Origin of the sequence: Altererythrobacter aquiaggeris, from assembly GCF_037154015.1 — a bacterium.
In the GTDB taxonomy this organism is placed as follows: Bacteria; Pseudomonadota; Alphaproteobacteria; order Sphingomonadales; family Sphingomonadaceae; genus Aestuarierythrobacter; species Aestuarierythrobacter aquiaggeris.
Window position 1 is genome coordinate 506,838 of the sequence record NZ_JBANRL010000001.1, and the last position, 20,507, is coordinate 527,344.

Below are 20,507 nucleotides of genomic sequence, written 5' to 3' on the forward strand. Positions count from 1 at the left end.
AGCCCCTCCCGGACAATACGACCGGGGCGGCGATGGTCCCGTGGCGAAAGGCAATAGAATATAACGATGTTCGCAAGCAGACAGGATTAGGTACGCCATTATGGCTGAAGGCAGCAAGAAAACGTCTCCGGGCGAATTCATCCGCCAGGTCCGCACAGAAGCCTCCAAGGTTGTCTGGCCGACCCGGCAGGAAACGATCACGACCGCAATTTTCGTGGGTATCATGATGGTCGTGCTGTCGCTGTTTTTTCTGGGCATCGACACTGTTTTCGGCTCGCTTGTGAGCTGGCTCCTGACGCTCGCCTGAGCGTTCACCACAGCGTTTGACGGGATAAGATTAGATAATGGCTCGCTGGTATATCATCCACGCCTACTCCGGTTTCGAGAACAAGGTTCGCGATTCGATCATTTCGGAAGCTGCACGGCTTGGTCTGTCCGATGGTGTCGAAGAAGTCGAAGTTCCGACCGAAACGATTACCGAAATCAAGCGCGGCAAGAAAGTTCAGACCGAACGCAAGTTCATGCCCGGCTATGTGCTGGCCAAATTGCAGCTGACCGATGATGTCTATCACCTCGTGAAGAACACGCCGAAAGTTTCGGGCTTTCTCGGCAACGACAACAAGCCGCAGCCGATTTCCGAAGCGGAAGCGGCGCGTTACTTCGGCGCGGCCGAAGAAGCGGCCAACGCGCCCAAGAAACAGATCCACGTCGATTACGAAATCGGCGATTCGGTCAAAGTGCTCGACGGTCCATTCGCCAGCTTCAACGGCATCGTGGAAGAACTCGATTTCGACAAGGCCAAGGTCAAGGTTTCGGTCAGCATCTTCGGGCGCGCGACGCCGGTGGAACTGGACTTCGAACAGGTCGAACTGGTTAAGTAATTGCAAAACCCGGGCACGCCTGTATAGGCGCGTCCTCCGGAACATCCCGTTCCGGCCAATGTGGGAGGAGGTTAACCCCTCTGTCTGACCACTTAACATGAGCGCTGGCCTGACCGCCGGGGCAACAGTGAGAAAAGGAGGCCATCCATGGCCAAGAAGATTGACGGCTATATCAAGCTGCAGGTGCCCGCGGGCACTGCCAACCCGTCACCCCCGATCGGCCCGGCACTGGGTCAGCGCGGCGTGAACATCATGGAATTCTGCAAGGCATTCAACGCTGCTACGCAGGATATGGAAAAGAACGCTCCGGTCCCGACGGTCATCACCGTCTATGCCGACCGTTCGTTCAGCTTCACGACCAAGACCCCGCCCGCCAGCTATCTGATCAAAAAGGCCATGAAGCTGAAGTCGGGTTCGGCCGAGCCGGGCAAGGTTTCTGCCGGAACCATCAAACGTTCGCAGCTTTCCGAAATCGCCGAGGCGAAGATGGCTGATCTGAACGCAAACGATATCGATCAGGCAACCAAGATCATCGAAGGCTCCGCGCGTTCGATGGGCATCGACGTGGTGGAAGGCTAGGAACATGGCAAAACTGACCAAAAAGAAGAAGATGCTGGCCGAGAAAATTGTCGCGGACAAGCTCTACAATTTCGACGATGCGCTGAAACTGCTTCGCGAAATCGCCGACACGACCAAGATGGATGAAACCGTCGAGGTCGCGATGAATCTGGGTGTTGACCCGCGCCATTCCGACCAGATGGTCCGCGGCGTCGTGTCGCTGCCATCGGGCACCGGCAAAGATATCAAGGTTGCGGTATTTGCGCGCGGTGAAAACGCTGAAAAGGCGCTGGCTGCCGGTGCCGACAAGGTCGGTGCTGAAGATCTGATGGAAGACATGCAGGCCGGTAATCTCGATTACGGCCGGGTGATCGCCACACCTGACATGATGGGCGTCGTCGGCCGTCTGGGTAAGGTGCTTGGTCCCAAGGGCCTGATGCCGAACCCGAAACTGGGAACTGTGACCCCTAACGTGGCACAGGCAGTCAAGGACGCAAAGGGCGGCCAGGTTGAATATCGCGTCGAAAAGGCGGGTATCATCCACAGCGGCATCGGCAAGATGAGCTTCACCGATGAACAGATCAAAGCCAACTTCAAGGCGCTGACAGGCGCTGTCGTAAAGGCCAAGCCAAGCGGCGCGAAGGGCAAATATGTCCGCAAGATTTCGCTCAGCACGACGATGGGGCCAGGCCTCAAGCTCGATACGGCCGCAGTCGAAGGCGCGTAATCTGCGCATGTAAACGGGCCACGTGATCGGCGTTTGTCGTTGAGCGATAAATCAGGGCTGCGAGGGGAAACCTTCGCGGCCCTTTTTTTCGCGAGCCCGGCCTCGGCAATTTCAGGCGGCGCGCCCGGCGTTTGAGGTTTGAGGCGCGGCGAAGCGACCGGAGGACTACGGCTGCGCGGTCATCCGCAAATACCCGGTGTCAAATCCCAGCGCCTCAGCCCGTCCGACCAGCTTGGCAATCTCGGCATCGCCTGGTTTTGCCTGGCGTGAGAGCAGCCACAAATATCGTCCCGATGGATCGCCCACCACGGCCCAGCTATAATCGTCGGCCCGGTCGAGCACCCAGTAATCGCCGTAAAACGGGCCGAAAAAACTGACTTTCAACTTTGCGCCGGCGCTGTCATCCACGACTTTCGCCTTGCCTTTGGCAGTGTCCACCTTGCCGCCGGGCTTTCGGCACCTATTCAGCACATCGATATTGCCATCGCCGCGCAAGGTGTATTCAGCCGTCACGCCGTCGCAATCCTTCTGGAATCCCTGCTCGTATCGCGCCAGTTCGTACCACAGACCGGCATAGCGGTTCAGATCTACCGGTTTTGCGGGTTCAGGCACTGCAATATTGCCGACGGGATGTTTCTTCAGAACCGCCGAGCAGCCCGGCAGCGCAAGCGCAGCTGCAACGATAAGCGAAACCCGTGCGGCCTTACGCAGAAATGACATGAAGAACCTCGCTCGATTGTAATGATATGCGCTGCCGGCGGTTCCGCGAACAACACCGCGCCCGGATTTTACGCGGTCCGCGGCGGACAACAGTCAAATCGAGTGGGTGGCGGAGCTTGCCGGTACTTGCCGGTACTTTGAAAAGGGCGGACCCGCGCATCCGCGTGGTTTACAAAACGCCCAGAACCCGCAGGACAATAACGATGATCACAACAGTGACGATAAGTCCGATAATTCCGCGCATTTCCATTCTCCCATAAATTACCGATGGCAATAAAGTGCATCATCAGTCGGGTTTAGAACCGTTCGGCAAGCTGTTGGTTCCAGTTGGCGCAGGGAGTGCACCGCGAAGCAGGCGTGCGCTATATCCCGCCGGGCGTGAAATCCCAGCCGCGCTCGCCAAGCCCTTCGCACAGCACATCGATACAGCTGTCAACGTCATCCTGGCTGGTCGATCTGACGACGAAGTTGGCGCCGACCTTGCCTTCGCGGAAGAAAGGGTAGCTGCCGATCTGGCAGGTTTCATGCGCCTTTTCGACTTCGCGCAGCAGGTCTGCAACCTCGCTTTCGGGAATAAAACCGCCGACTGTTTCGCTGACCAGCGGCGCGCCGCCCTGCAGCGTCCCGGTCAGCGCGTCGAGCATCCCTGCGGTGATATGCGGCACACCGGCCATCATATGGATATTGCCGATCCTGATCCCGGGCGCGCCCGATTTGATATTCGGGATCAAATCGCCGCCATCGGGCACACGGGCCATGCGCAGGCGGCCTTCGTTGAGGCCCCCCTTGTCGGCATAATAGCGTTCCAGGATCGCGCGCGCCTCAGGGTGGATCACCACCTCGACACCCAATGCCGCCGCGACGGCATCGACGCTGATATCATCATGTGTGGGGCCGATCCCGCCCGTGGTGAACAGATAGTCGTTTCGCTCGCGCAGAATGTTCACCGCCTCGACAATATGCGCTTCCACGTCGGCAACCACGCGCACTTCCGCCAGCCGGATTCCTTGCACCTGAAGCCAGCTGGCGACCTGCGCGATGTTCTTGTCATGCGTGCGGCCGGAAAGAATCTCGTCGCCGATCACGACGAGAGCGGCGGTGTAGATCTTGTCGTTTGCGGTCATGGTCACTGCGTTAGGATATACCGCGCCGCATAGCTACTGCGCAGGTTCCATCTGCGGCGTTTTGACATCTGCGTTGCCGAATTTCAGGATTCCGTCATCGACCGGCTGTTTCGCCAGATCCTTTTTATCCTTCCGGTAATCCTGATTGAGCCGCCACGGCAGATCGACCGCGTTTTTGGGCATGATGTGTTTGGACCGCTGGATATAACCGCTGGAAAAGTCGAAAATGTCGTCTTCCACAAGTGCGTGATCATCGGGCAAATGCGGCGAAGCGATGGTCGCGCCGCGGTTTCTCATTTCATTGAGCACTTTACAGACATATTCGGAATTTATGTCCGATCGCAGCGTCCAGCTGGCGTTGAGATAGCCGAACACGACCGCCAGATTCGGCAGGTTCGAGAACATGCAGCCCTTGTAATAAAACCGTTCGGAGAAATCGACGCTGGTGCCTTCCTGACGGATATCGATTTTGCCAGCGACGGCGAGCGCGAGACCGGTTGCGGTCACGATGATGTCAGCAGGAAGAACCTTGCCCGATGCCAGTTCTACGCCTTCTGCGACAAATCGCACGATACGATCGGTTACGACATCGGCCTTGCCGGCCTTTATCGCGCTGAAAAGATCCGCATCGGGCACCAGGCAAAGCCGCTGGTCCCACGGGTCGTAAGGGGGAGTGAAAGCCTCGGCATCATAAGCCTCGCCCAATTCGTTCTTGATCCGCTTGGTCAGCGCGTCGGCGATCTTTTGTGGTTGGCTGCGCGCTTTCTTGAAAACAAAGTCCTGCATCCAGATATTTTTCGCGCGGGTAACTTTGTAAGCGACCTTGTCGGGCAGGAATTTACGCAGGATATTTGCGAGCGGATCTTTCGACGGTGCAATACCGCACCAGGTCGGTGTGCGTTGAAGCATCGTGACCTTTGCAGCCTTGTCGGTCATCGCGGGCACGATCGTTACCGCGGTTGCGCCGGATCCGATCACCACGATATTCTTGCCGGCATAGTCCAGACCTTCCGGCCAGAATTGCGGGTGGATGATCTGACCTGCAAAATCATCGCGGCCCGCGAACTCAGCTTCGTATGGCTGGTCGTAATCATAATAGCCGGAGCCGAGGTACACCCAGTTGGCGGTAACTTCCTTTTGCCAGCCATCGGCGTTTTCCAGAGTTACGTGCCAACAGGCATCCGCCGCGCGCCAATCGGCTGAAATGACCTTGCGTTCGAACTGGATGTGCCCGCGAATCCCGCGCTCATCCACGATGCGATTAAGATATTCGAGGATCGAGGGGCCGTCGGCGATGCTTTTCTCGTGCGTCCAGGGTTCGAAATTGAAGCCGAGCGTGTGCATATCGCTGTCCGACCGGATACCGGGATAGCGGAACAGGTCCCATGTTCCGCCCAGATTTTCGCGCCGTTCGACGACTGTATAGGTGCGGTCGGGACACATCATTTCCAGATGCGCGGCCATCCCGATGCCGGAAATACCGGCGCCCACGATCAGCACATCGAAATCAGGGTTGGGCGCTGTCATCATTATCTCTCCTGCTGCCGGTGATGTAAGCACAGCACAGCGACCAAGGCCAGTGGCATAATAGGACTGATTGGGGCTGACCCGCCGCCACGGACGCGTTAGTAGGCAATATGCGTCTGATATTGTTTGCACCGCCCGTCCTCACATCTTTTCTGCTCTGCGCGCCGGTTGCCGCACAGGATACCGGGGCGGAGCGTGACGATCCGGTCATAATCGTGACGGGGGAAGGGCTGGCGCCAACTCCCGCCGCGCCGGCCTATGCGTCAACCCAAATCGACCGCGAGCAAATCCTCTCGTCAGCGTCGGGCCGGGTGGAAGATGTGCTGTCCTCTGTTGCCGGGTTCCAGCAATTCCGCCGTTCGGACAGCAGATCGTCCAATCCGTCGGCACAGGGAGCAACATTGCGCGCATTGGGCGGCAATGCGTCAAGCCGGGCCCTGATACTGCTCGACGGAGTGCCGATGTCCGATCCGTTTTTCGGCTATATCCCGTTTTCCGCCATAGCGCCCGAGCGGCTGGGCAATATCCGCGTGACGCGGGGCGGCGGTTCGGGGCCGTTTGGCGCAGGCGCGCTGGCTGGCACGATCGAACTGGAGAGCGCCAATGCGCTGACACAGCCGCGGCTATCGACCGGGCTGCTGATCAACAACCGCGCCGAAACCGAAGCGAGCGCCGCAATAACCCAGCGGCTTGGCAGCGGCGTGATTTCGGCAAGCGGCCGGTGGGACCGCGGCAAAGGTTTCTTCACCACGCCGCAAGACCAACGGGTGCCGGCATCCGCGCGCGCCGGATTTGAAAGCCGTTCGGGCCAATTGCGCGCAGTGGTGCCGGTATCGGCGAATACCGAATTGCAATTCCGCACGCTGATCTTCGATGACAACCGCACATTGCGGTTTGACGGGGCGGACAGCAGCAGCAGCGGGCAGGACGCCAGCTTGCGCATCGTGAGCCGCGGCGACTGGCAAATGGATGCGCTGGCTTACGTGCAGGCGCGCAATTTTTCGAACGAAGTCATCAGTTCAACACGGTTTGTCCGCGTGCTCGATCAGCGCAATACCCCCTCCACCGGGATTGGCGGCAAGCTGGAACTGCGCCCGCCCGCCGGGCCAGACCATACTTTGAAACTCGGCGTGGATTTTCGCCGGTCGAGCGGAGAATTGCAGGAAGAAGCCTACAGCGCGTTCAGCGGGAATCTGACTGCGCGGCGGCGGGCCGGCGGCGCCAACAGCGACCTGGGCATTTTTGCCGAAGATGACTGGTCGCTTGGCCGGTTGATACTGACCGGCGGATTGCGCGCGGACCGCACTGCTATCAGCGACGGGTTTTACCTCGAACGCAGGCCGGATGGCAGCATTGCGCGCAACGATATCTATCAGGACAGGCAGGACTGGACCGTCACCTACCGCGCGGGGGCGCTATACCGCGCAAGTGACAAGTTGGCTTTCCGCGCAGCGACTTATAGCGGGCTTCGCCTGCCCACGCTGAACGAGCTTTACCGGCCCTTTGTCGTGTTTCCGGTCGTGACGCAGGCCAACGCCGCGCTGAAGGTCGAAAAGCTGACCGGAATGGAGGCGGGGTTTGACCTGACCCCGCGCGAGGGTGTGTCATTTTCGCTGACGGCATTCGAAAACCGGCTGGAGGATGCGATCGCCAATGTCACGCTTGCGGCAAACCTGCGGCAACGCGAAAACCTTGATGCGATCACCGCGCGCGGGATCGAAGCGGGTGCGAATTTCGCAGCCGGGCGTTTCCGGCTGAACGGTTCGCTGGCTTATACCGATGCGGCGGTCGAAGGCACCGGATTTGCCGCTGCGCTTGATGGCAAACGTCCGCCGCAGACGCCAGAGTGGGCAGGATCGGCCACGTTCAGCTGGCTGCCCGCCGATGGCTGGCAAATGTCGGGCACGGTGCGTCATACCGGTGCGCAATTCGAAAGCGATCTGGAAACGGACAAGCTGCCCGCTGTAACAACCGTCGATGCGTTTCTGCAGGCCCCGCTCGGGCACCGTCTTGCGCTGGTGTTGCGGGCAGAGAACCTGACTGACCGGCAGATCGTTACCCGCAACTCCGGCGGCGAAATCGATCTTGGCGCACCGCGCACCTTCTGGGCGGGAATCCGTATCGGCTATTGAACAGCATCGCTGCGCGGTGCATCACGCGTGTATGAAAAAAGCACCCTGGTACGCCCGTCTCGCGTTGATTCTCGCCTTGTTACTGCCGGTTTATTTCATGGCGGCGGCGCTGGGCACCAAATTCGGCCTGTGGGACTGGAAGACCGGTCTGATCACGCTCACGGTTACTGCCGGGCCGATTATCATCGGCGGCGTGGCGCTTGTCGCGCTGATTTCGCTGATCGTCTGTCTGGTGAAAAAACCCAGAACCGGCTGGCTGCTTGCGTTGATCGCACTGCTTATACCCGCGGGAATGATGGCCATGGCCGCTTCGGTGCGCGCGGGTGCGGGCGATATTCCGCCGATCCATGATATTGCCACCGATGTCGCCAACCCGCCGCAGTTTCCCGCAGCGACGGTTGCAGCGCGCGAGGCGTCCGGCGCAAATCCGCTGCGCGCGTTTGATGTGCCGCTGGGGCAATACGATGTCTGGAAGGACGCGGACAGTATCAAGGACAAGACCAACGCCGAAGTGATTGCAGAAAACTATCCGCAGCTTGGGCCGGTTACCTTGCAGGCCGATCGGGACGCGGCGACCAAGCAGGTTGCCGATGCGATGAGAGGCATGGGGTTTGCCGATGTTGCGGCGGATGTTGCGGCGGATGGGTCCAGCGCCGCGGTATCGGGCGTGGCGGAGACTTTCTGGTTTGGTTTCAAAGACGATGTGACCGCGCGCGTAACCCCCGGGCCGGAGGGGACGAGAGTCGATTTCCGCTCCACTTCGCGTGTGGGGCTGAGTGACCTGGGGGCCAATGCCGAACGTATTGCGGCGCTTTCCGCGAAATTGAAGAAAGGCAGGCCGCAGCGCGGGACCGGGCGCTGACCTTGCGTTACGGGATGCGCGCAGCAGGCAGCGCGCAGCGGCGCATGATAAAATAATGGCTGTTTGAACCTTTTGCGTCCGGCATGCGACATTCTGTTACGGCGTAATTTTATAGTGTGTTTTTAGTCCGTAATTTTCGAAACGAACGACTCGGCATCGGGAATTGTTTCGCCAGTTCTTGGATTGTCACGATTTTCAGGCCTCCATTGGGCAACAGGCGCTGGCCGTTAAGGAATAATCCTAACAAACTTTCATGCCAAGTCGCGGTTTTATTGTCTTAATTTTTTATTAACTGATACTTCTTGACTGAAACGCCTTAAGATTAAATAATCCACGGCATTCCACAGGGGGACAGTGTTTCCTGTATTTGGCAAATACCTAACATCTTTCGATAGTTGGGTTTGACAGTTCAGGCGGCACCTTGTGGGACGGGCAAACGGAAATAGATGCCGTTGCTCATTTTTATCGCGGTGTATTGTAACCGCATTTTTGGGGTAATTTGAAATGACCAACTTTCTTAAAACTTTTGCAGCAGACGAATCCGGTGCTTCGGCAGCTGAATACGCTCTGATCCTCGTAGTTGTCGGCGTTGCCATTATTGCAGCAGCCACAACACTTTCGGGCTCGATCTCGAACGCTATGAGTGATACTGCTGATATTATTGATACCCGCCCATAATTCGGGTAAATCGAATACTGTAACGCGGCCCGTTTTCATTGAGGGCGGGCTGCGATACTTTCCTGATTAACCGCAAGCTGGGGGGCTAAAGCGTGGAGCGCCGTAATCTAATCATCATCGGTGCAGCAATCATTCTGGGATTGTTTGCAGTCTATGTGGCCAACGCCTGGTTCAGCGGTGTCGAACAGCGGCAGGAACGCATTGCCGAGCAACAGCAGATGGCGCGCATTGCGGTGGCGAGGCAGGACCTCCCGTTTGGCGCGCCGCTGACGGCAGACAATGTCCGGCTGGTCAACTGGCCGGCACAATCGGTTCCGGCGGGTGCTTACCGCGATGTCGCGCGCTTGCTGGCGGGCAATAATGTGGCAATCCGCCCGATTGCCAATGGCGAACCCATCCTGAGGTCGCGCATTTCCGAACGCGCCGTTCTATCTGAAAATATTCCCGACGATCTGCGCGCCATTACGGTGCCGATCAATGAAGTTTCCGGCGTGGCCGGTTTCGTGACGCCCGGCGATGTGGTCGATGTTTTGCTGACACGGCAAATTCCCGGCGATGGGGCAACGGGCGATGACAAGATGACTTCGGTCGTGCTCGAAAATGTCCAGGTGCTGGCGGTCGATCGCCGCAGCAACGAAGGCAACACCGAAGTCGTCGTCAGCAAAACCGCAACCTTGCAGGTTGATCAGCGCGGCGCGCAGAAACTGGCGCTGGCGGTCGATGTGGGCAGGTTGAGCCTTGCGCTGCGTAATGTCGAAAACCAGACTGTTGGCACTTATGCAACCGTGACAACGCGCGATCTTGGCGGATCGGGTATTTTCATGGCGGGTCAGCGCGAACCTGCGCCCGTTCAGGCGTCCGCCCCGGTCTATGTCTATCCGCCGCAAGGGGCAGGCCCGCCATCATCGGCGCCGCGCGCTTCGACAGCGACTGTCAGGCAGCGGCCCAGCGGCCCGACCATGACTGTCACCCGCGGAACAGAAACCACCAATACGGAGGTGCAGCGTTATGGCCGGTACTGATATCATGCGCGCTGCACTGCGTGCGGGAATGCGTGCGGGAATGGGTGCGGCACTGGCGGCAACATTGCTTGCTGCAACGCCAGCCGCCGCGCAATATACCGACAGCGGTATCCACGGCGGCACGCTGACTGTGCCGATGAACAAAAGCCAGGTCGTATCCACCGACCGGGTGATCAAACGCGCGATGGTGGGCAATCCCGACATTGCGGATATCGTGCCGATTACCGACCGGTCGATTTACGTGCTTGGCAAGGCGATGGGTACAACCAGCCTGACATTGTATGATGGCGGCGGCCGCGTGATCGTGATCATGGATATTGCGGTTGGCCCCGATGTGCTGGCATTTCGCGACCAGGCCGACAGGCTGATACCCGGCAACCAGATCGAAGCGCATATTTCGGGCGAATCGATGGTGCTGACCGGATTGGCCAGCGATGCGGGCGCAATCGACCGCGCTGTGCAGCTTGCCCGCACTTATGCCGGTGACAATGTTGTGAACATGGTCGGCCTAAGCGCCAGCCAGCAGGTAATGCTGGAAGTGAAATTTGCCGAAGTGCGCCGCGAAATTGGCGAAGATATTGGTGTGCGCGGCTTTGTGAATTCCGACGGTGGATCGTTTGGCGGCGTGTCGGGACCGGGTTCCACGCTTACCCCCGGGATTGACGGGACCGCGCTGCTGCGCGCGGGCAGTGTGGCAAACAGTTTCGGCATAATCGGCGGAACCTTCCGCGCGCTGGGGCTGAATTTCGAATCCTATCTCAATGCACTTGAAAGCAAAGGCTTTGCCAAGACGCTGGCAGAACCGACACTGGTGGCGCTGTCGGGCGAAACCGCATCGTTCCTTGCCGGCGGCGAATTTCCGATCCCGGTTGTCCAGTCAGGTTCCACGGGTGGCGACGATAATGGCGGCCGCGTAAGCGTCGAGTTCAAACCGTTTGGTGTTAGCCTTGGCTTTACGCCCACGGTGCTGGGTGACAAGACGATCAATCTGAAGGTCGAACCCGAAGTCAGTTCGATCGATCCGGCCGCTTCGGTGCAGATCAACGGCCTCAGCATTCCCGGCCTGCAGACGCGGCGGGCCAGCACCACGCTGGAACTGCGCGACGGTGAAAGTTTCGCGATTGCGGGTTTGATCCAGCAGGATTTCCAGACCACGATCAACCAGGTTCCGCTGCTGGGTTCGATTCCGATCCTTGGTTCGCTGTTCCGGTCAACCGAATTCCAGCAAGGCGAAACCGAATTGCTGATCATCGTGACACCGCGCCTCGTGGCGCCCATCCGGCCCGACCAGGTCAGATTGCCGACCGACCGTGTGCGGGACCCCACGATACTTGGCGCAGTTCTGACCGGCGAGAGTTATGACCCTGTTCCGGCTGGCGAAACAGCAACGGCTCCGGCTGAAGGAGGTGGCGATTATGAATATTGAGACGCTTAAGCGCGGCGCTTGTCTGGCATTGGTTGCCGCCGGTCTTTCTGCCTGTGCGACCCAGTCGATTTATGATGCGCCGGGCGATGTCAAATTTGGCGAATATAACCGCCAGACAATGATGGCGCAGGTCATCGACCCCAATCCGGTGTATGACGAACCTGCCGTTTCCAGCGGCGACCATGCGTCGAATGCGATCGAGCGTTACCGGACGGACAATGTCAAGCAACCCGAAGGCATTTCGACAACCGATTCAGTAACCGGCAGCAGCCCTAATTAACCGAGTGATGGAGACGTACGATGCAGCGGCCGTTCAAGGCAGGGTTCTGGGGTAACGAGAAAGGCGCGACAGCCGCGCTATACGCTCTTGCACTCCCGGTTCTGGTCGCGGTCGCCGGTATCGGTTTTGACTATGCGCAGATTGCTGCGATGGACACCGAATTGCAAAACGCCGCCGACCAGGCTGCGCTGGCGGGCGCCACCCAGCTGGACCAGACCGCCGGTTCGATGGCGCGCGCAACCGGTGCAGCGCGCGGCGGACTGGTCACAAACTCGACCTATTTCGCAAATGACGGCGGCGACGCTGCGGTTGATATACCCGAAGGATCGGTGTTCTTTTACGCAACGCGGGCCAATGCCGAAGCCGGGACCAACGCGCTCGACGCGAGCAATCCCGCAAATGATGCGAATGCACGGTTTATTCGTGTAGCCGTTGAAACGCGCACCGCCAATTACACGCTCACGCCGGTGGTTGGCGCATTCAGCGGAGATATCGATGCAGAAGCGGTGGCCGGTATCGGTGCCGCGCTATGCCGCACACCGCCATTGATGATCTGCAATCCCAACGAGCCGCTGAATAATAATGACAGCGATTTTCCGTTTGATCCGGATGCCTTTCAGGGCAAGGGGCTGCTGCTGAAAGGTGGCGGCGGTAATTCATGGGCGCCGGGTAATTTCGGGTTTCTTGATACCATCCCCGGAAATGGCGGCGGCACGCCTGATTTGAGGAAATCGCTGGGCTGGAATACTCCGCCAGGCGAATGCATATCCCAATCCGCCAACGAAGGTGTCGATACGGAAACGGGCAACAAGACCGATCTGGCCGATTCGATCAATACACGCTTCGATATTTATGAAGGCAACACCGCCTGTCCCAGCGGCGGCCTGTGCGCCGCATCGGTGAACAGCGTGAAGGACTTCGTGCATCCCGATAGCCTGACAGGCGGCCAAGCCTGCCGTGTGCATAATAACGGTTGGAAACAGGTCGCCCTCAGCGGGCGCTATCTTCCGCCCACAAATGCGCCTTTACCGACGACTGTGACGCCAACGTCGATGGGGCATCCCCGCGATATTTGCCACGCGACGCCGTCCAATCAATGTGCCGGAGCAGGGGCTTTTGGTGACGGGGTGTGGGACCGCAACGCCTATTTCCGCACAAATTATAACTGGACCGCGGCGCAGTGGCCGACAGCATCTTATACCAATCTTGGTTCCTCGCCGTCGCGTTACGAGGTTTACACATGGGAAATCGCGAACCGGGGCATGACGATAAACGGCGCGAAAGTGCTGGGCGGCCCCAGCGCAGTGTCGGCCTATGGCTCGCCCGTATGCAGTGCCGGCAAAGGATATGGCAGCGGCCAGGTTCCGGCCACCAATGTTTCCGACCGTCGCCGTCTGTCTGTTGCCGTGATCAATTGTGAAGCCGAAAATGTGGCAGGCAAATCCTTGGACAAGCGGGTAACCGCATTCATGGATATCTTCCTTGTCCAGCCGTCGCTGGACCGGGACCGGACAGCCAAAGACGAAATCTATGTCGAGGTTATCGGCCAGACAGCTGCAGGGTCAGCGGGTGAAACCGCGGGCACGGTTGTGCGGCGCGATGTGCCGTATCTGATCCGATGACACGCTCGCCCTCCTTTTTGCGCACATTTTGTGCTTGCCGCCGCGGCAATGCCGCAGCCGAAATGGCGCTGCTCGTCCCGTTTCTGGTGCTGCTGCTGTTTGGCGGGCTGGAAATGAGCTATTATTTCTATTCCCAGCATCAGGTTGTCAAAGGCGTGCGGGACGGCGCACGATTTGCCAGCCGGCAAAGTTTTGCGGAACTGAACTGTTCGGGCGGGACGGCAAGCACGATCCCGGCCACGGTTGAAACCAGCATCAAGGAAATGACCCGCACCGGCCTGCCGTCCGGCGGCACGGCCCGCGTGCCGGGATGGGTGAATACTGATGTGACGGTCACTCTGTCATGCGCGGCAACCGCTATTACCACAGGCATCTATGCCAATGAAGATAATGCACCGTTTGTGACGATCGATGCGACCGTTGACTACCCTTCGCTATTTGCCGGAGTGGGCGTGATCGATTCGACCTATTCGCTCAAAGCCAGCCAGGAAGCTGCGGTGATGGGGATATGAGCACGTTGCTGAAAACCGCGCGGGCCCTGTTATCGGATAGCCGCGGCTCGGCTGCCGAATTTGCGCTGATCCTGCCGCTTGCGGTGCTGTTTCTGGTCGGCCTGATCGATGCAGGCCGCTATGCCTATACCTTCAACCAGGGCGAAAAAGCCACGCAGATCGGCGCGCGCTGGACTGTCGTAACCAATCCGATCACGCCCGAACTCGCTACGCAAAGCTATACCAGCGTAGGCGGGGTCACGTTGACACAGGGCGACCGGATACCGGCTGCCGCACTTGGCCTGATCACTTGCACCAATTTGGCTTGCGTCTGCACGACCCCGCCTTGCACGGATAACGCTCCGACATTGTCAACTCCGGCGTTTAACGCGCTCGTCAACCGCATGACCGAAATCATGCCGTCGATCACACCGGCCAATCTGGTGGTCGAATATCGCGGATCGGGTCTGGGTTATGCGGGCAATCCCGATGGGATGGATATTGCGCCGCTGGTGACGGTCAGGCTGGTGGATATGGATTTCACCGCAATTATCCTGCTGGCCAATACGGTTGGTCTGCCGGACTTTTCTTACACGCTGACTATGGAAGACGGCATCGGGGACGGATCGAACTGATGGGTAGAGAAAACACACCGATGGATCTTCAAACGGATAATATCCTGCGCCTTCCTGCGCCGCTCACCGTGATTGCCGACGCCTTGCAGATCGAAGCCTTGCAATCGGCGCAGGGCATTAGCTGGATTTCGGATGCCGATCTGGTGGCGCTCCCGCTAGATCAGCCGGTGCCCGACGATGCCTTGCCCGCCGCGGGTATCGTCGTTTTGCAAGTCGATCCGGATATGCCCGCGTCGATGGCGCGGCTCGCCCGGATCCGCGCAACGCACCCGCGATTGGCGCAGATTGTCGCACTTGATAATACCGACCTGCGGCTGGTCCGCACCCTGATCCGCGAAGGCGTGGCCGATGTCGTATCGCTGCCGCTTGATCCGGACGAGATTCTGCAGGCTGCGATTGCGGTGCTTGAGGTAAGGGCCGGATATGACGAGCCCGAAGGCGATCTGGCACCGCTGATTGCGGTCACCCGATCACTGGGCGGAAGCGGCGCGACAACGCTGCTGACGCATCTGGCCCGCGAATTCGTGGATGTGGAAACGCCGCACGCCAATGTTTGCATAATCGATCTGGATATCCAGTTTGGCCGCGTTTCGGATGTGCTTGGCCTGCAACCGCGCCGTAATCTGACCGACCTGCTTGATGCAGGTGTGCGGATCGACAGTTCACTGATCCGCACCGTTGCGGTGGAGCATGAAACCGGGATCGCGGTTGTTGCAGCGCCGCAGGAAATCGTCCCGATCGAAGCGATCGATACCGAGCAACTGATGCGCGTGATCGAGACTGCGCGCCGCGACTTCGAATATGTATTTCTCGACCTGCCTTCGAACCTGACCAACTGGAACCTGTCGGTTCTCGCCGAGGCGGACCGGATATTGATGGTTGTCGAACAGACCATCCCGAGCCTGCGCCAGGCGCGCCGGCGGCTGGATTTGTTCAGGAATGTCGGGATCGAGAGCCGGTCGGTTTCGGTAATCGTGAACCGCGCCGAAAAGAAACTGTTCGGCGGCATCAGTCTGGCGGACGTTAAATCCACGCTCGACCGGGATGTCCTCGCCGCCCTGAGCGCAGACGCGCAATACATCACGACTGCGCAGGATCAGGGTCTGCTGGTCGATCAGATCCGCCCGAAAAGCAAATTCGCGGCGGATATCGATGAACTGGCCGAAAAGCTGGCGGGCCTGTTGCAACAGAGGTCCAGCCTGTGAAATTTGCGATCAAGAAATCGACTGCGCCGAATGAAATCCAGGCCGCCGATCTGCAGGCTGCCGAACAGGTCGCCGATGATCGCGATCTGGACAAATATCTCCTTTTGAAAACCGCGATCCATCGCAAACTGCTCGACCGGATCAATCTGGGAATTCTCGAGAAACTGTCGCGCGATCAGATTCAGGAGGAGGTCGGCGATATCGTGCTCGATCTGCTGGTCGAGGAAGACGCGGCACTCAATGCCAAAGAGCGCACGGAACTGGTTGCCGAGGTTCTCGATGAATTGCTGGGGCTTGGCCCGTTGGAGCCCTTGCTGGCTGACGAGACGATTACGGATATTCTCGTCAATGGTCACAAGACAGTGTTCGTCGAACGCAACGGCTTGCTGGAAAAGGAAACAACCCGGTTCCAGAACGAGCGGCATCTGCTGCGGATTATCCAGAAAATCGTGAGCGCGGTCGGCCGCCGGGTGGACGAATCCTCGCCATTCGTCGATGCACGGTTGGCTGACGGGTCGCGGGTCAACGCGATTGTCGCACCGCTCGCAATCGATGGTTCGCTGCTGTCGATCCGCAAGTTTGCCAAGAAGCGGATCGGCATGGAAAAGCTGGTCGAATTTGGCAGTATTCCGCAAGACGTGGCGGATGTGATGCGCGCAATTGTCGCATCGCGCCGCAATGTCCTGATTTCGGGTGGTACGGGCTCGGGCAAAACGACACTGCTGAACGCGCTGTCGTCTTATATCAGCGACCGCGAACGCATCGTCACGATCGAGGATTCGGCTGAACTTCAATTACAGCAGGAACATGTGGCAAGGCTGGAAACGCGGCCTCCCAACATCGAGGGTAAGGGAGAGGTCACGCAGCGCGATCTGGTGAAGAATGCGCTGCGTATGCGGCCCGACCGGATTATCGTGGGCGAAGTTCGTGCCGGCGAGGCGTTCGATATGCTTCAGGCGATGAACACCGGTCATGACGGATCGATGACGACGGTGCACGCCAACACGCCGCGCGATGCGCTGTCACGGCTCGAACAGATGATCGGGATGAGCGGGATCGACATCTCCTCCGAATCGTCCCGCGCGCAGATTGCTTCGGCGATCAATGTGGTGATCCAGATTGGTCGTCAGGCCGACGGGCGCAGGCGTTTGCTCAGCCTGTCGGAAGTGATCGGCATGGAAGGACATACGATCACGATGCAGGAAATCTTCCGGTTCAAGATGACCGGCCGCGGTGAAGACGGCGAAGTTCTGGGCTATTTCGAAGCCACCGGGATCCGCCCCAAGTTCCTGCAGGATGCATCTGATCACGGCATTTCGGTGCCTTCCGAATTGTTCCGTCCATCGCTCAAGATCGGCCACAGGCAATGACGGGCGATGCAGTCCGTGTTCTGGTGCTGCTGGCCATTTTCGGGGCCGTTTTTCTGCTCGTGCAGATTATCCTGCGCTATTCGGTCGCCAACAGGGTGCATGTCGGCGCTGTAAACGCGCGGCTCAAGTTGATCGCCAAGGGCGCAGACCGCGACGAAATTATCAGCAATCTGCGCAAGAACGATCCGCTCGCAGGGGTGGGGGGAGGCGGTGTATTCGCCGGTCTTTACACGGCTTTCCGGCGCAATCTGATGATGTCGGCGCTGCCTTACACGCCGTTTCAGGCAGCGCTGGGTATGGCTGTGCTGTTTATCACGTTATTTCTGGTCATTGCGATTTCCGCCTGGACATCGAATTATCCGCTTACCGGCGGTGTCATCCAGCTGATCATGGCAGTTTCGGCATCTGTGGCGATTGCCGTACCGCTGCTTGCAGCATCGTTTCTGGCGCAGCGCCGGCGCAAGAAAATGCAGGAACAGTTTCCCGTCGCGCTCGACATTTTTGTTCGCGCATTACGTTCCGGCCATCCGATTGCATCGGCGATCGATTTGCTGACCGGCGAGATGGAAGATCCGATCGGGTCCGAATTTGGCCTGATTGCCGATGAAGTTTCCTACGGCGCGGAATTGACCGATGCGCTCAACGACATGGCGGAGCGGTGGGAGCTCGACGATATCCGGATGTTTGTCGTGTCGCTGTCTGTGCAAAGCGAAACAGGCGGTAATCTGGCGGAAATTCTGGACAATCTGTCCAAGGTCATTCGTGAGCGTGCCGGACTGTATCTCAAAGTGCGCGCGTTGAGTTCGGAAGGCCGGATGACGGGTTGGCTGCTGACCGGGCTGCCGATCTTCACATTCGTATCGCTGTTTGCAATGAACCCCGCGTTCTATCTGGGGGTGGCGATGGATCCCATATTCTATATCGGCTTCCCGCTGCTTCTGGTGTGGTATCTGGTCGGGGTCATTGCGATCAAACGCATGGTCAATTTGCAGGTCTGATATGCTGGAATTTCTCGCCACCAACGAATTTGCCCGGCTGGCCGCACTCGCGCTGGTGTTTGCCCTGGTGCTGGGCGTTGTCGTGCTTGTTTCACGGACATTTGTTCGCCGTGCGGAGATCAAGGCCGGTTTGCAGACGATTGCCCGGCCCGAGCATGCTGCCGGGCGGTCACGCTTGCAGGAACAGAAAGAGGGCGCCTGGTCGCAGCTCGCCGATACAATCGAAAAAGCCGGCCTGAACCTGACGGACAGCAGGGCGGACGAGCTTCGCGACAAGCTGGTTGCTGCGGGTTACACATCTCCAAACGCACCCAAACTTTTTACGCTGGCCCGGCTGGGTATGCTGATCATCCTGCCGCTGGTTTATCTGGCGATCGCGACTGCAGGTGCAGAGCCTGTTTCCGGGTTCAAACTGTATGGCTATAGTTTGCTGCTGGCTGTTGCGGGACTTTATCTTCCCAACCTGTTTGTTTCGGCCAAGGCCGATCGGCGCCGCGAAGCGATTACAAACGGTTTTCCCGATTGTCTCGATCTGATGCTTGTCTGTGTCGAAGCAGGCCTGGGCCTGGAAGCGGCGATGGACCGCGTGGGCCGCGAAATGGTCAACACGCACCCGCTGGTTGCGCGCCTGCTATCGACCGCGACGCTTCAGCTGAGGGCCGGCGCCCAGCGCGAAGAAGCGCTGCGCAAGATGGGTGAGCTCAGCGGCGTCAGCGAAATCAAAAGTTTTGCGACACTGCTTATCCAGTCGGACAAATTGGGCACGAGCATTTCGGATACATTGCGCGTCTATGCCTCCGAAATGCGTGAGAAGCGCCGGATGCGCGCAGAGGAGAAGGCGCACCGCCTTCCCGTACTTATTTCGATTCCACTGGTCGTATGCATGTTGCCGACCATGGTTGGTGTTTTGATGCTGCCGGGCGTCATCCGCACAATTCGACAGTTGCTGCCGGCAATGGGGGGAGGATAGGACGATGAAAATGTTCCTTAAATATTCGACGCTGGTTATTGCTGCGGGCTCGCTGGGGGCGTGCCAGTCCTTTCCCGTCGGCAAATGGGTGTTCGGAAATGGCAAGGACCAGTCCCGTTCGCAGCAGCAAAAAATGCTTGCCGCATCGGGCGACGTCATGCTCGCTGACGGAAAAGAGCAATTGCGTACGGGAAATATCTCGGCTGCCGTCGCGGCATTCCGGATTGCCTCGTTGGACGAAACAGTGCGCGCCGATGCGAATAACGGCCTGGCGGTTGCCTATGCCAAATTGGGCAGGCCCGACCTTGCGGAGCGTTATTTCCGCACGGCGCTGATGATGGAACCCGACAATATGAAGTTCAGAGCCAACCTGCTGCGCTTGCAACAACAGGTTATGCTCGCACGCCGATCTGCTGCCGAAACGGCTGCCGAACCAATGGTTGCGGAGCTAGCGCCGGTAGCAACACCTGCCGCCGCGAAACCCGAAGCGCAAACAGCATCCACGTCCGGACGGGTCCGGCAGGTCGCTCGCGGGGTGGTCCATATCTCCAGCCTGCCAGCGACTGCCGCCGCGCCCGATATGGTCGTCGCATATCGCGCGCCGTCAAAGGTGGAAGCCGCAGCCAGGGCAAAGGCCGAAGCAGACCGGATCGAACAATCCGATCCGGACAAGCAGGCCGTATCGCCTGCACCGAAAGCCAAACCATATCCGGTGCGTGTTTCGTTTAACTGATGCCGATTGAACTTGTTTACTGGGTGCCGGTAGCGATCGGTGCAGGCGGTGCTGTGTGGGATATTCTGCACCGCCGCCTGCCCAATCTGCTGTGCGTGGCAATGGCTGTCGCCGCGGCAACTGCACTCGGCCTGACAATGGGGATCGCCGCTCTCCCTTGGGCGCTTGCCCATTCGGTCATCGCATTGCTGGTCGGTATGGTCCTGTTCCGGCTGGGCATGATCGGGGGAGGGGACGCCAAATTCTATGCGGCCGCCGCGCTGGGTCTGCCGCTTGATCAGGGCCTTTCCATGCTTGGCTGGACGTCGGTTGCGGGTCTGGTTTTGCTGGCCGCGATGTTCAGTGCGCGCAAGGTGCAAAAAATCCCGACACCAAAGGACGGGGCCGGGAAATGGACCGTACCTTATGGTGTCGCAATATTCTTTGGATATTTGCTGACAGTCATCAATTCTAACTGAATATTACCAAATTCGCAGCGAAACAGGTAGTACCGAGATTAATCTGCAATAAATATGAAAAAAATACTTCACGGGGTCCGCCATCTAT

22 protein-coding genes are annotated in these 20,507 nt (G+C 58.7%); 19 read left to right on the top strand and 3 right to left on the bottom strand.

The genetic code is table 11. The features are described from left to right. Positions 1–100: 100 nt before the first annotated feature. The 4 genes from secE (at position 101) to rplA (ending at position 2,166) form a co-directional block, all read left to right on the top strand. Positions 101–307 carry a preprotein translocase subunit SecE gene (gene secE, locus WFP06_RS02470; RefSeq protein WP_336985669.1) on the top strand — a complete coding sequence of 69 codons (207 nt, stop codon included), beginning with the start codon at positions 101–103 and terminating at the stop codon, positions 305–307. A 37-nt stretch (positions 308–344) separates the two neighbouring features. After that, positions 345–881, top strand: a complete 537-nt coding sequence (nusG, locus tag WFP06_RS02475; protein WP_336985670.1) for a transcription termination/antitermination protein NusG — start codon at positions 345–347, stop codon at positions 879–881. A 147-nt stretch (positions 882–1,028) separates the two neighbouring features. Next, positions 1,029–1,460, top strand: coding sequence for a 50S ribosomal protein L11 (rplK, locus tag WFP06_RS02480; RefSeq protein ID WP_336985671.1), 432 nt, complete (start codon positions 1,029–1,031; stop codon positions 1,458–1,460). Positions 1,461–1,464: 4 nt separating this feature from the next. Then, complete coding sequence (gene rplA, locus WFP06_RS02485; RefSeq protein ID WP_336985672.1) at positions 1,465–2,166, top strand: 50S ribosomal protein L1; 702 nt, start codon at positions 1,465–1,467, stop codon at positions 2,164–2,166. 165 nt (positions 2,167–2,331) lie between these two features. On the opposite strand, the gene WFP06_RS02490 is transcribed toward rplA, so the two are convergent. The 3 genes from WFP06_RS02490 to WFP06_RS02500 all read right to left on the bottom strand — a co-directional run bounded on the left by WFP06_RS02490 (position 2,332) and on the right by WFP06_RS02500 (position 5,537). Beyond that, on the bottom strand, positions 2,332–2,886 hold the full coding sequence (locus tag WFP06_RS02490) for a lipocalin family protein (protein WP_336985673.1): 555 nt from the start codon (positions 2,884–2,886) through the stop codon (positions 2,332–2,334). A 362-nt stretch (positions 2,887–3,248) separates the two neighbouring features. Further along, the gene (locus WFP06_RS02495; RefSeq protein WP_336987608.1) at positions 3,249–4,010 is read right to left on the bottom strand and encodes a competence/damage-inducible protein A; all 762 of its coding nucleotides are present in this window, start codon (positions 4,008–4,010) and stop codon (positions 3,249–3,251) included. A gap of 33 nt (positions 4,011–4,043) precedes the next feature. Continuing rightward, complete coding sequence (locus WFP06_RS02500; protein ID WP_336987609.1) at positions 4,044–5,537, bottom strand: flavin-containing monooxygenase; 1,494 nt, start codon at positions 5,535–5,537, stop codon at positions 4,044–4,046. Between the two features lie 110 nt (positions 5,538–5,647). Between WFP06_RS02500 and WFP06_RS02505 the strand changes: the two genes are divergently transcribed. From WFP06_RS02505 to WFP06_RS02575, 15 genes are all read left to right on the top strand, one after another. Continuing rightward, on the top strand, positions 5,648–7,669 hold the full coding sequence (locus WFP06_RS02505) for a TonB-dependent receptor plug domain-containing protein (RefSeq protein WP_336985674.1): 2,022 nt from the start codon (positions 5,648–5,650) through the stop codon (positions 7,667–7,669). Between the two features lie 31 nt (positions 7,670–7,700). Beyond that, positions 7,701–8,531, top strand: coding sequence for a DUF1499 domain-containing protein (locus WFP06_RS02510; RefSeq protein ID WP_336985675.1), 831 nt, complete (start codon positions 7,701–7,703; stop codon positions 8,529–8,531). A gap of 504 nt (positions 8,532–9,035) precedes the next feature. Then, positions 9,036–9,209 (top strand): Flp family type IVb pilin, encoded by a 174-nt coding sequence (locus WFP06_RS02515; protein ID WP_336985676.1) that lies wholly within the window; start codon positions 9,036–9,038, stop codon positions 9,207–9,209. Positions 9,210–9,301: 92 nt separating this feature from the next. Beyond that, a complete protein-coding gene (gene cpaB / locus WFP06_RS02520) occupies positions 9,302–10,231 on the top strand; it encodes a Flp pilus assembly protein CpaB (protein ID WP_336985677.1) in 930 nt (309 codons plus the stop codon). Next, positions 10,218–11,657: a type II and III secretion system protein family protein gene (locus WFP06_RS02525; protein ID WP_336985678.1), complete on the top strand. Its 1,440-nt coding sequence runs from the start codon at positions 10,218–10,220 to the stop codon at positions 11,655–11,657. Before cpaB ends, WFP06_RS02525 begins: the two co-directional genes overlap by 14 nt. Beyond that, positions 11,647–11,937, top strand: coding sequence for a hypothetical protein (locus WFP06_RS02530; protein WP_336985679.1), 291 nt, complete (start codon positions 11,647–11,649; stop codon positions 11,935–11,937). The genes WFP06_RS02525 and WFP06_RS02530 overlap by 11 nt, the downstream gene beginning before the upstream one ends. A 20-nt stretch (positions 11,938–11,957) precedes the next feature. Continuing rightward, complete coding sequence (locus WFP06_RS02535) at positions 11,958–13,559, top strand: pilus assembly protein TadG-related protein (RefSeq protein ID WP_336985680.1); 1,602 nt, start codon at positions 11,958–11,960, stop codon at positions 13,557–13,559. Further along, positions 13,556–14,071, top strand: coding sequence for a TadE/TadG family type IV pilus assembly protein (locus tag WFP06_RS02540; protein ID WP_336985681.1), 516 nt, complete (start codon positions 13,556–13,558; stop codon positions 14,069–14,071). Before WFP06_RS02535 ends, WFP06_RS02540 begins: the two co-directional genes overlap by 4 nt. Then, positions 14,068–14,685 carry a TadE/TadG family type IV pilus assembly protein gene (locus tag WFP06_RS02545; protein ID WP_336985682.1) on the top strand — a complete coding sequence of 206 codons (618 nt, stop codon included), beginning with the start codon at positions 14,068–14,070 and terminating at the stop codon, positions 14,683–14,685. The genes WFP06_RS02540 and WFP06_RS02545 overlap by 4 nt, the downstream gene beginning before the upstream one ends. Next, on the top strand, positions 14,685–15,890 hold the full coding sequence (locus tag WFP06_RS02550; RefSeq protein WP_336985683.1) for a CpaE/TadZ family protein: 1,206 nt from the start codon (positions 14,685–14,687) through the stop codon (positions 15,888–15,890). The genes WFP06_RS02545 and WFP06_RS02550 overlap by 1 nt, the downstream gene beginning before the upstream one ends. An 86-nt stretch (positions 15,891–15,976) precedes the next feature. Then, positions 15,977–17,260, top strand: a complete 1,284-nt coding sequence (locus WFP06_RS02555; RefSeq protein WP_419716236.1) for a TadA family conjugal transfer-associated ATPase — start codon at positions 15,977–15,979, stop codon at positions 17,258–17,260. Beyond that, positions 17,257–18,258: a type II secretion system F family protein gene (locus WFP06_RS02560; protein ID WP_336985684.1), complete on the top strand. Its 1,002-nt coding sequence runs from the start codon at positions 17,257–17,259 to the stop codon at positions 18,256–18,258. The genes WFP06_RS02555 and WFP06_RS02560 overlap by 4 nt, the downstream gene beginning before the upstream one ends. A gap of 1 nt (position 18,259) precedes the next feature. After that, on the top strand, positions 18,260–19,228 hold the full coding sequence (locus WFP06_RS02565) for a type II secretion system F family protein (protein ID WP_336985685.1): 969 nt from the start codon (positions 18,260–18,262) through the stop codon (positions 19,226–19,228). Positions 19,229–19,232: 4 nt separating this feature from the next. Further along, the gene (locus tag WFP06_RS02570; protein ID WP_336985686.1) at positions 19,233–19,961 is read left to right on the top strand and encodes a tetratricopeptide repeat protein; all 729 of its coding nucleotides are present in this window, start codon (positions 19,233–19,235) and stop codon (positions 19,959–19,961) included. After that, positions 19,961–20,419 (top strand): A24 family peptidase, encoded by a 459-nt coding sequence (locus WFP06_RS02575; protein ID WP_336985687.1) that lies wholly within the window; start codon positions 19,961–19,963, stop codon positions 20,417–20,419. The genes WFP06_RS02570 and WFP06_RS02575 overlap by 1 nt, the downstream gene beginning before the upstream one ends. Positions 20,420–20,507 lie beyond the last annotated feature (88 nt).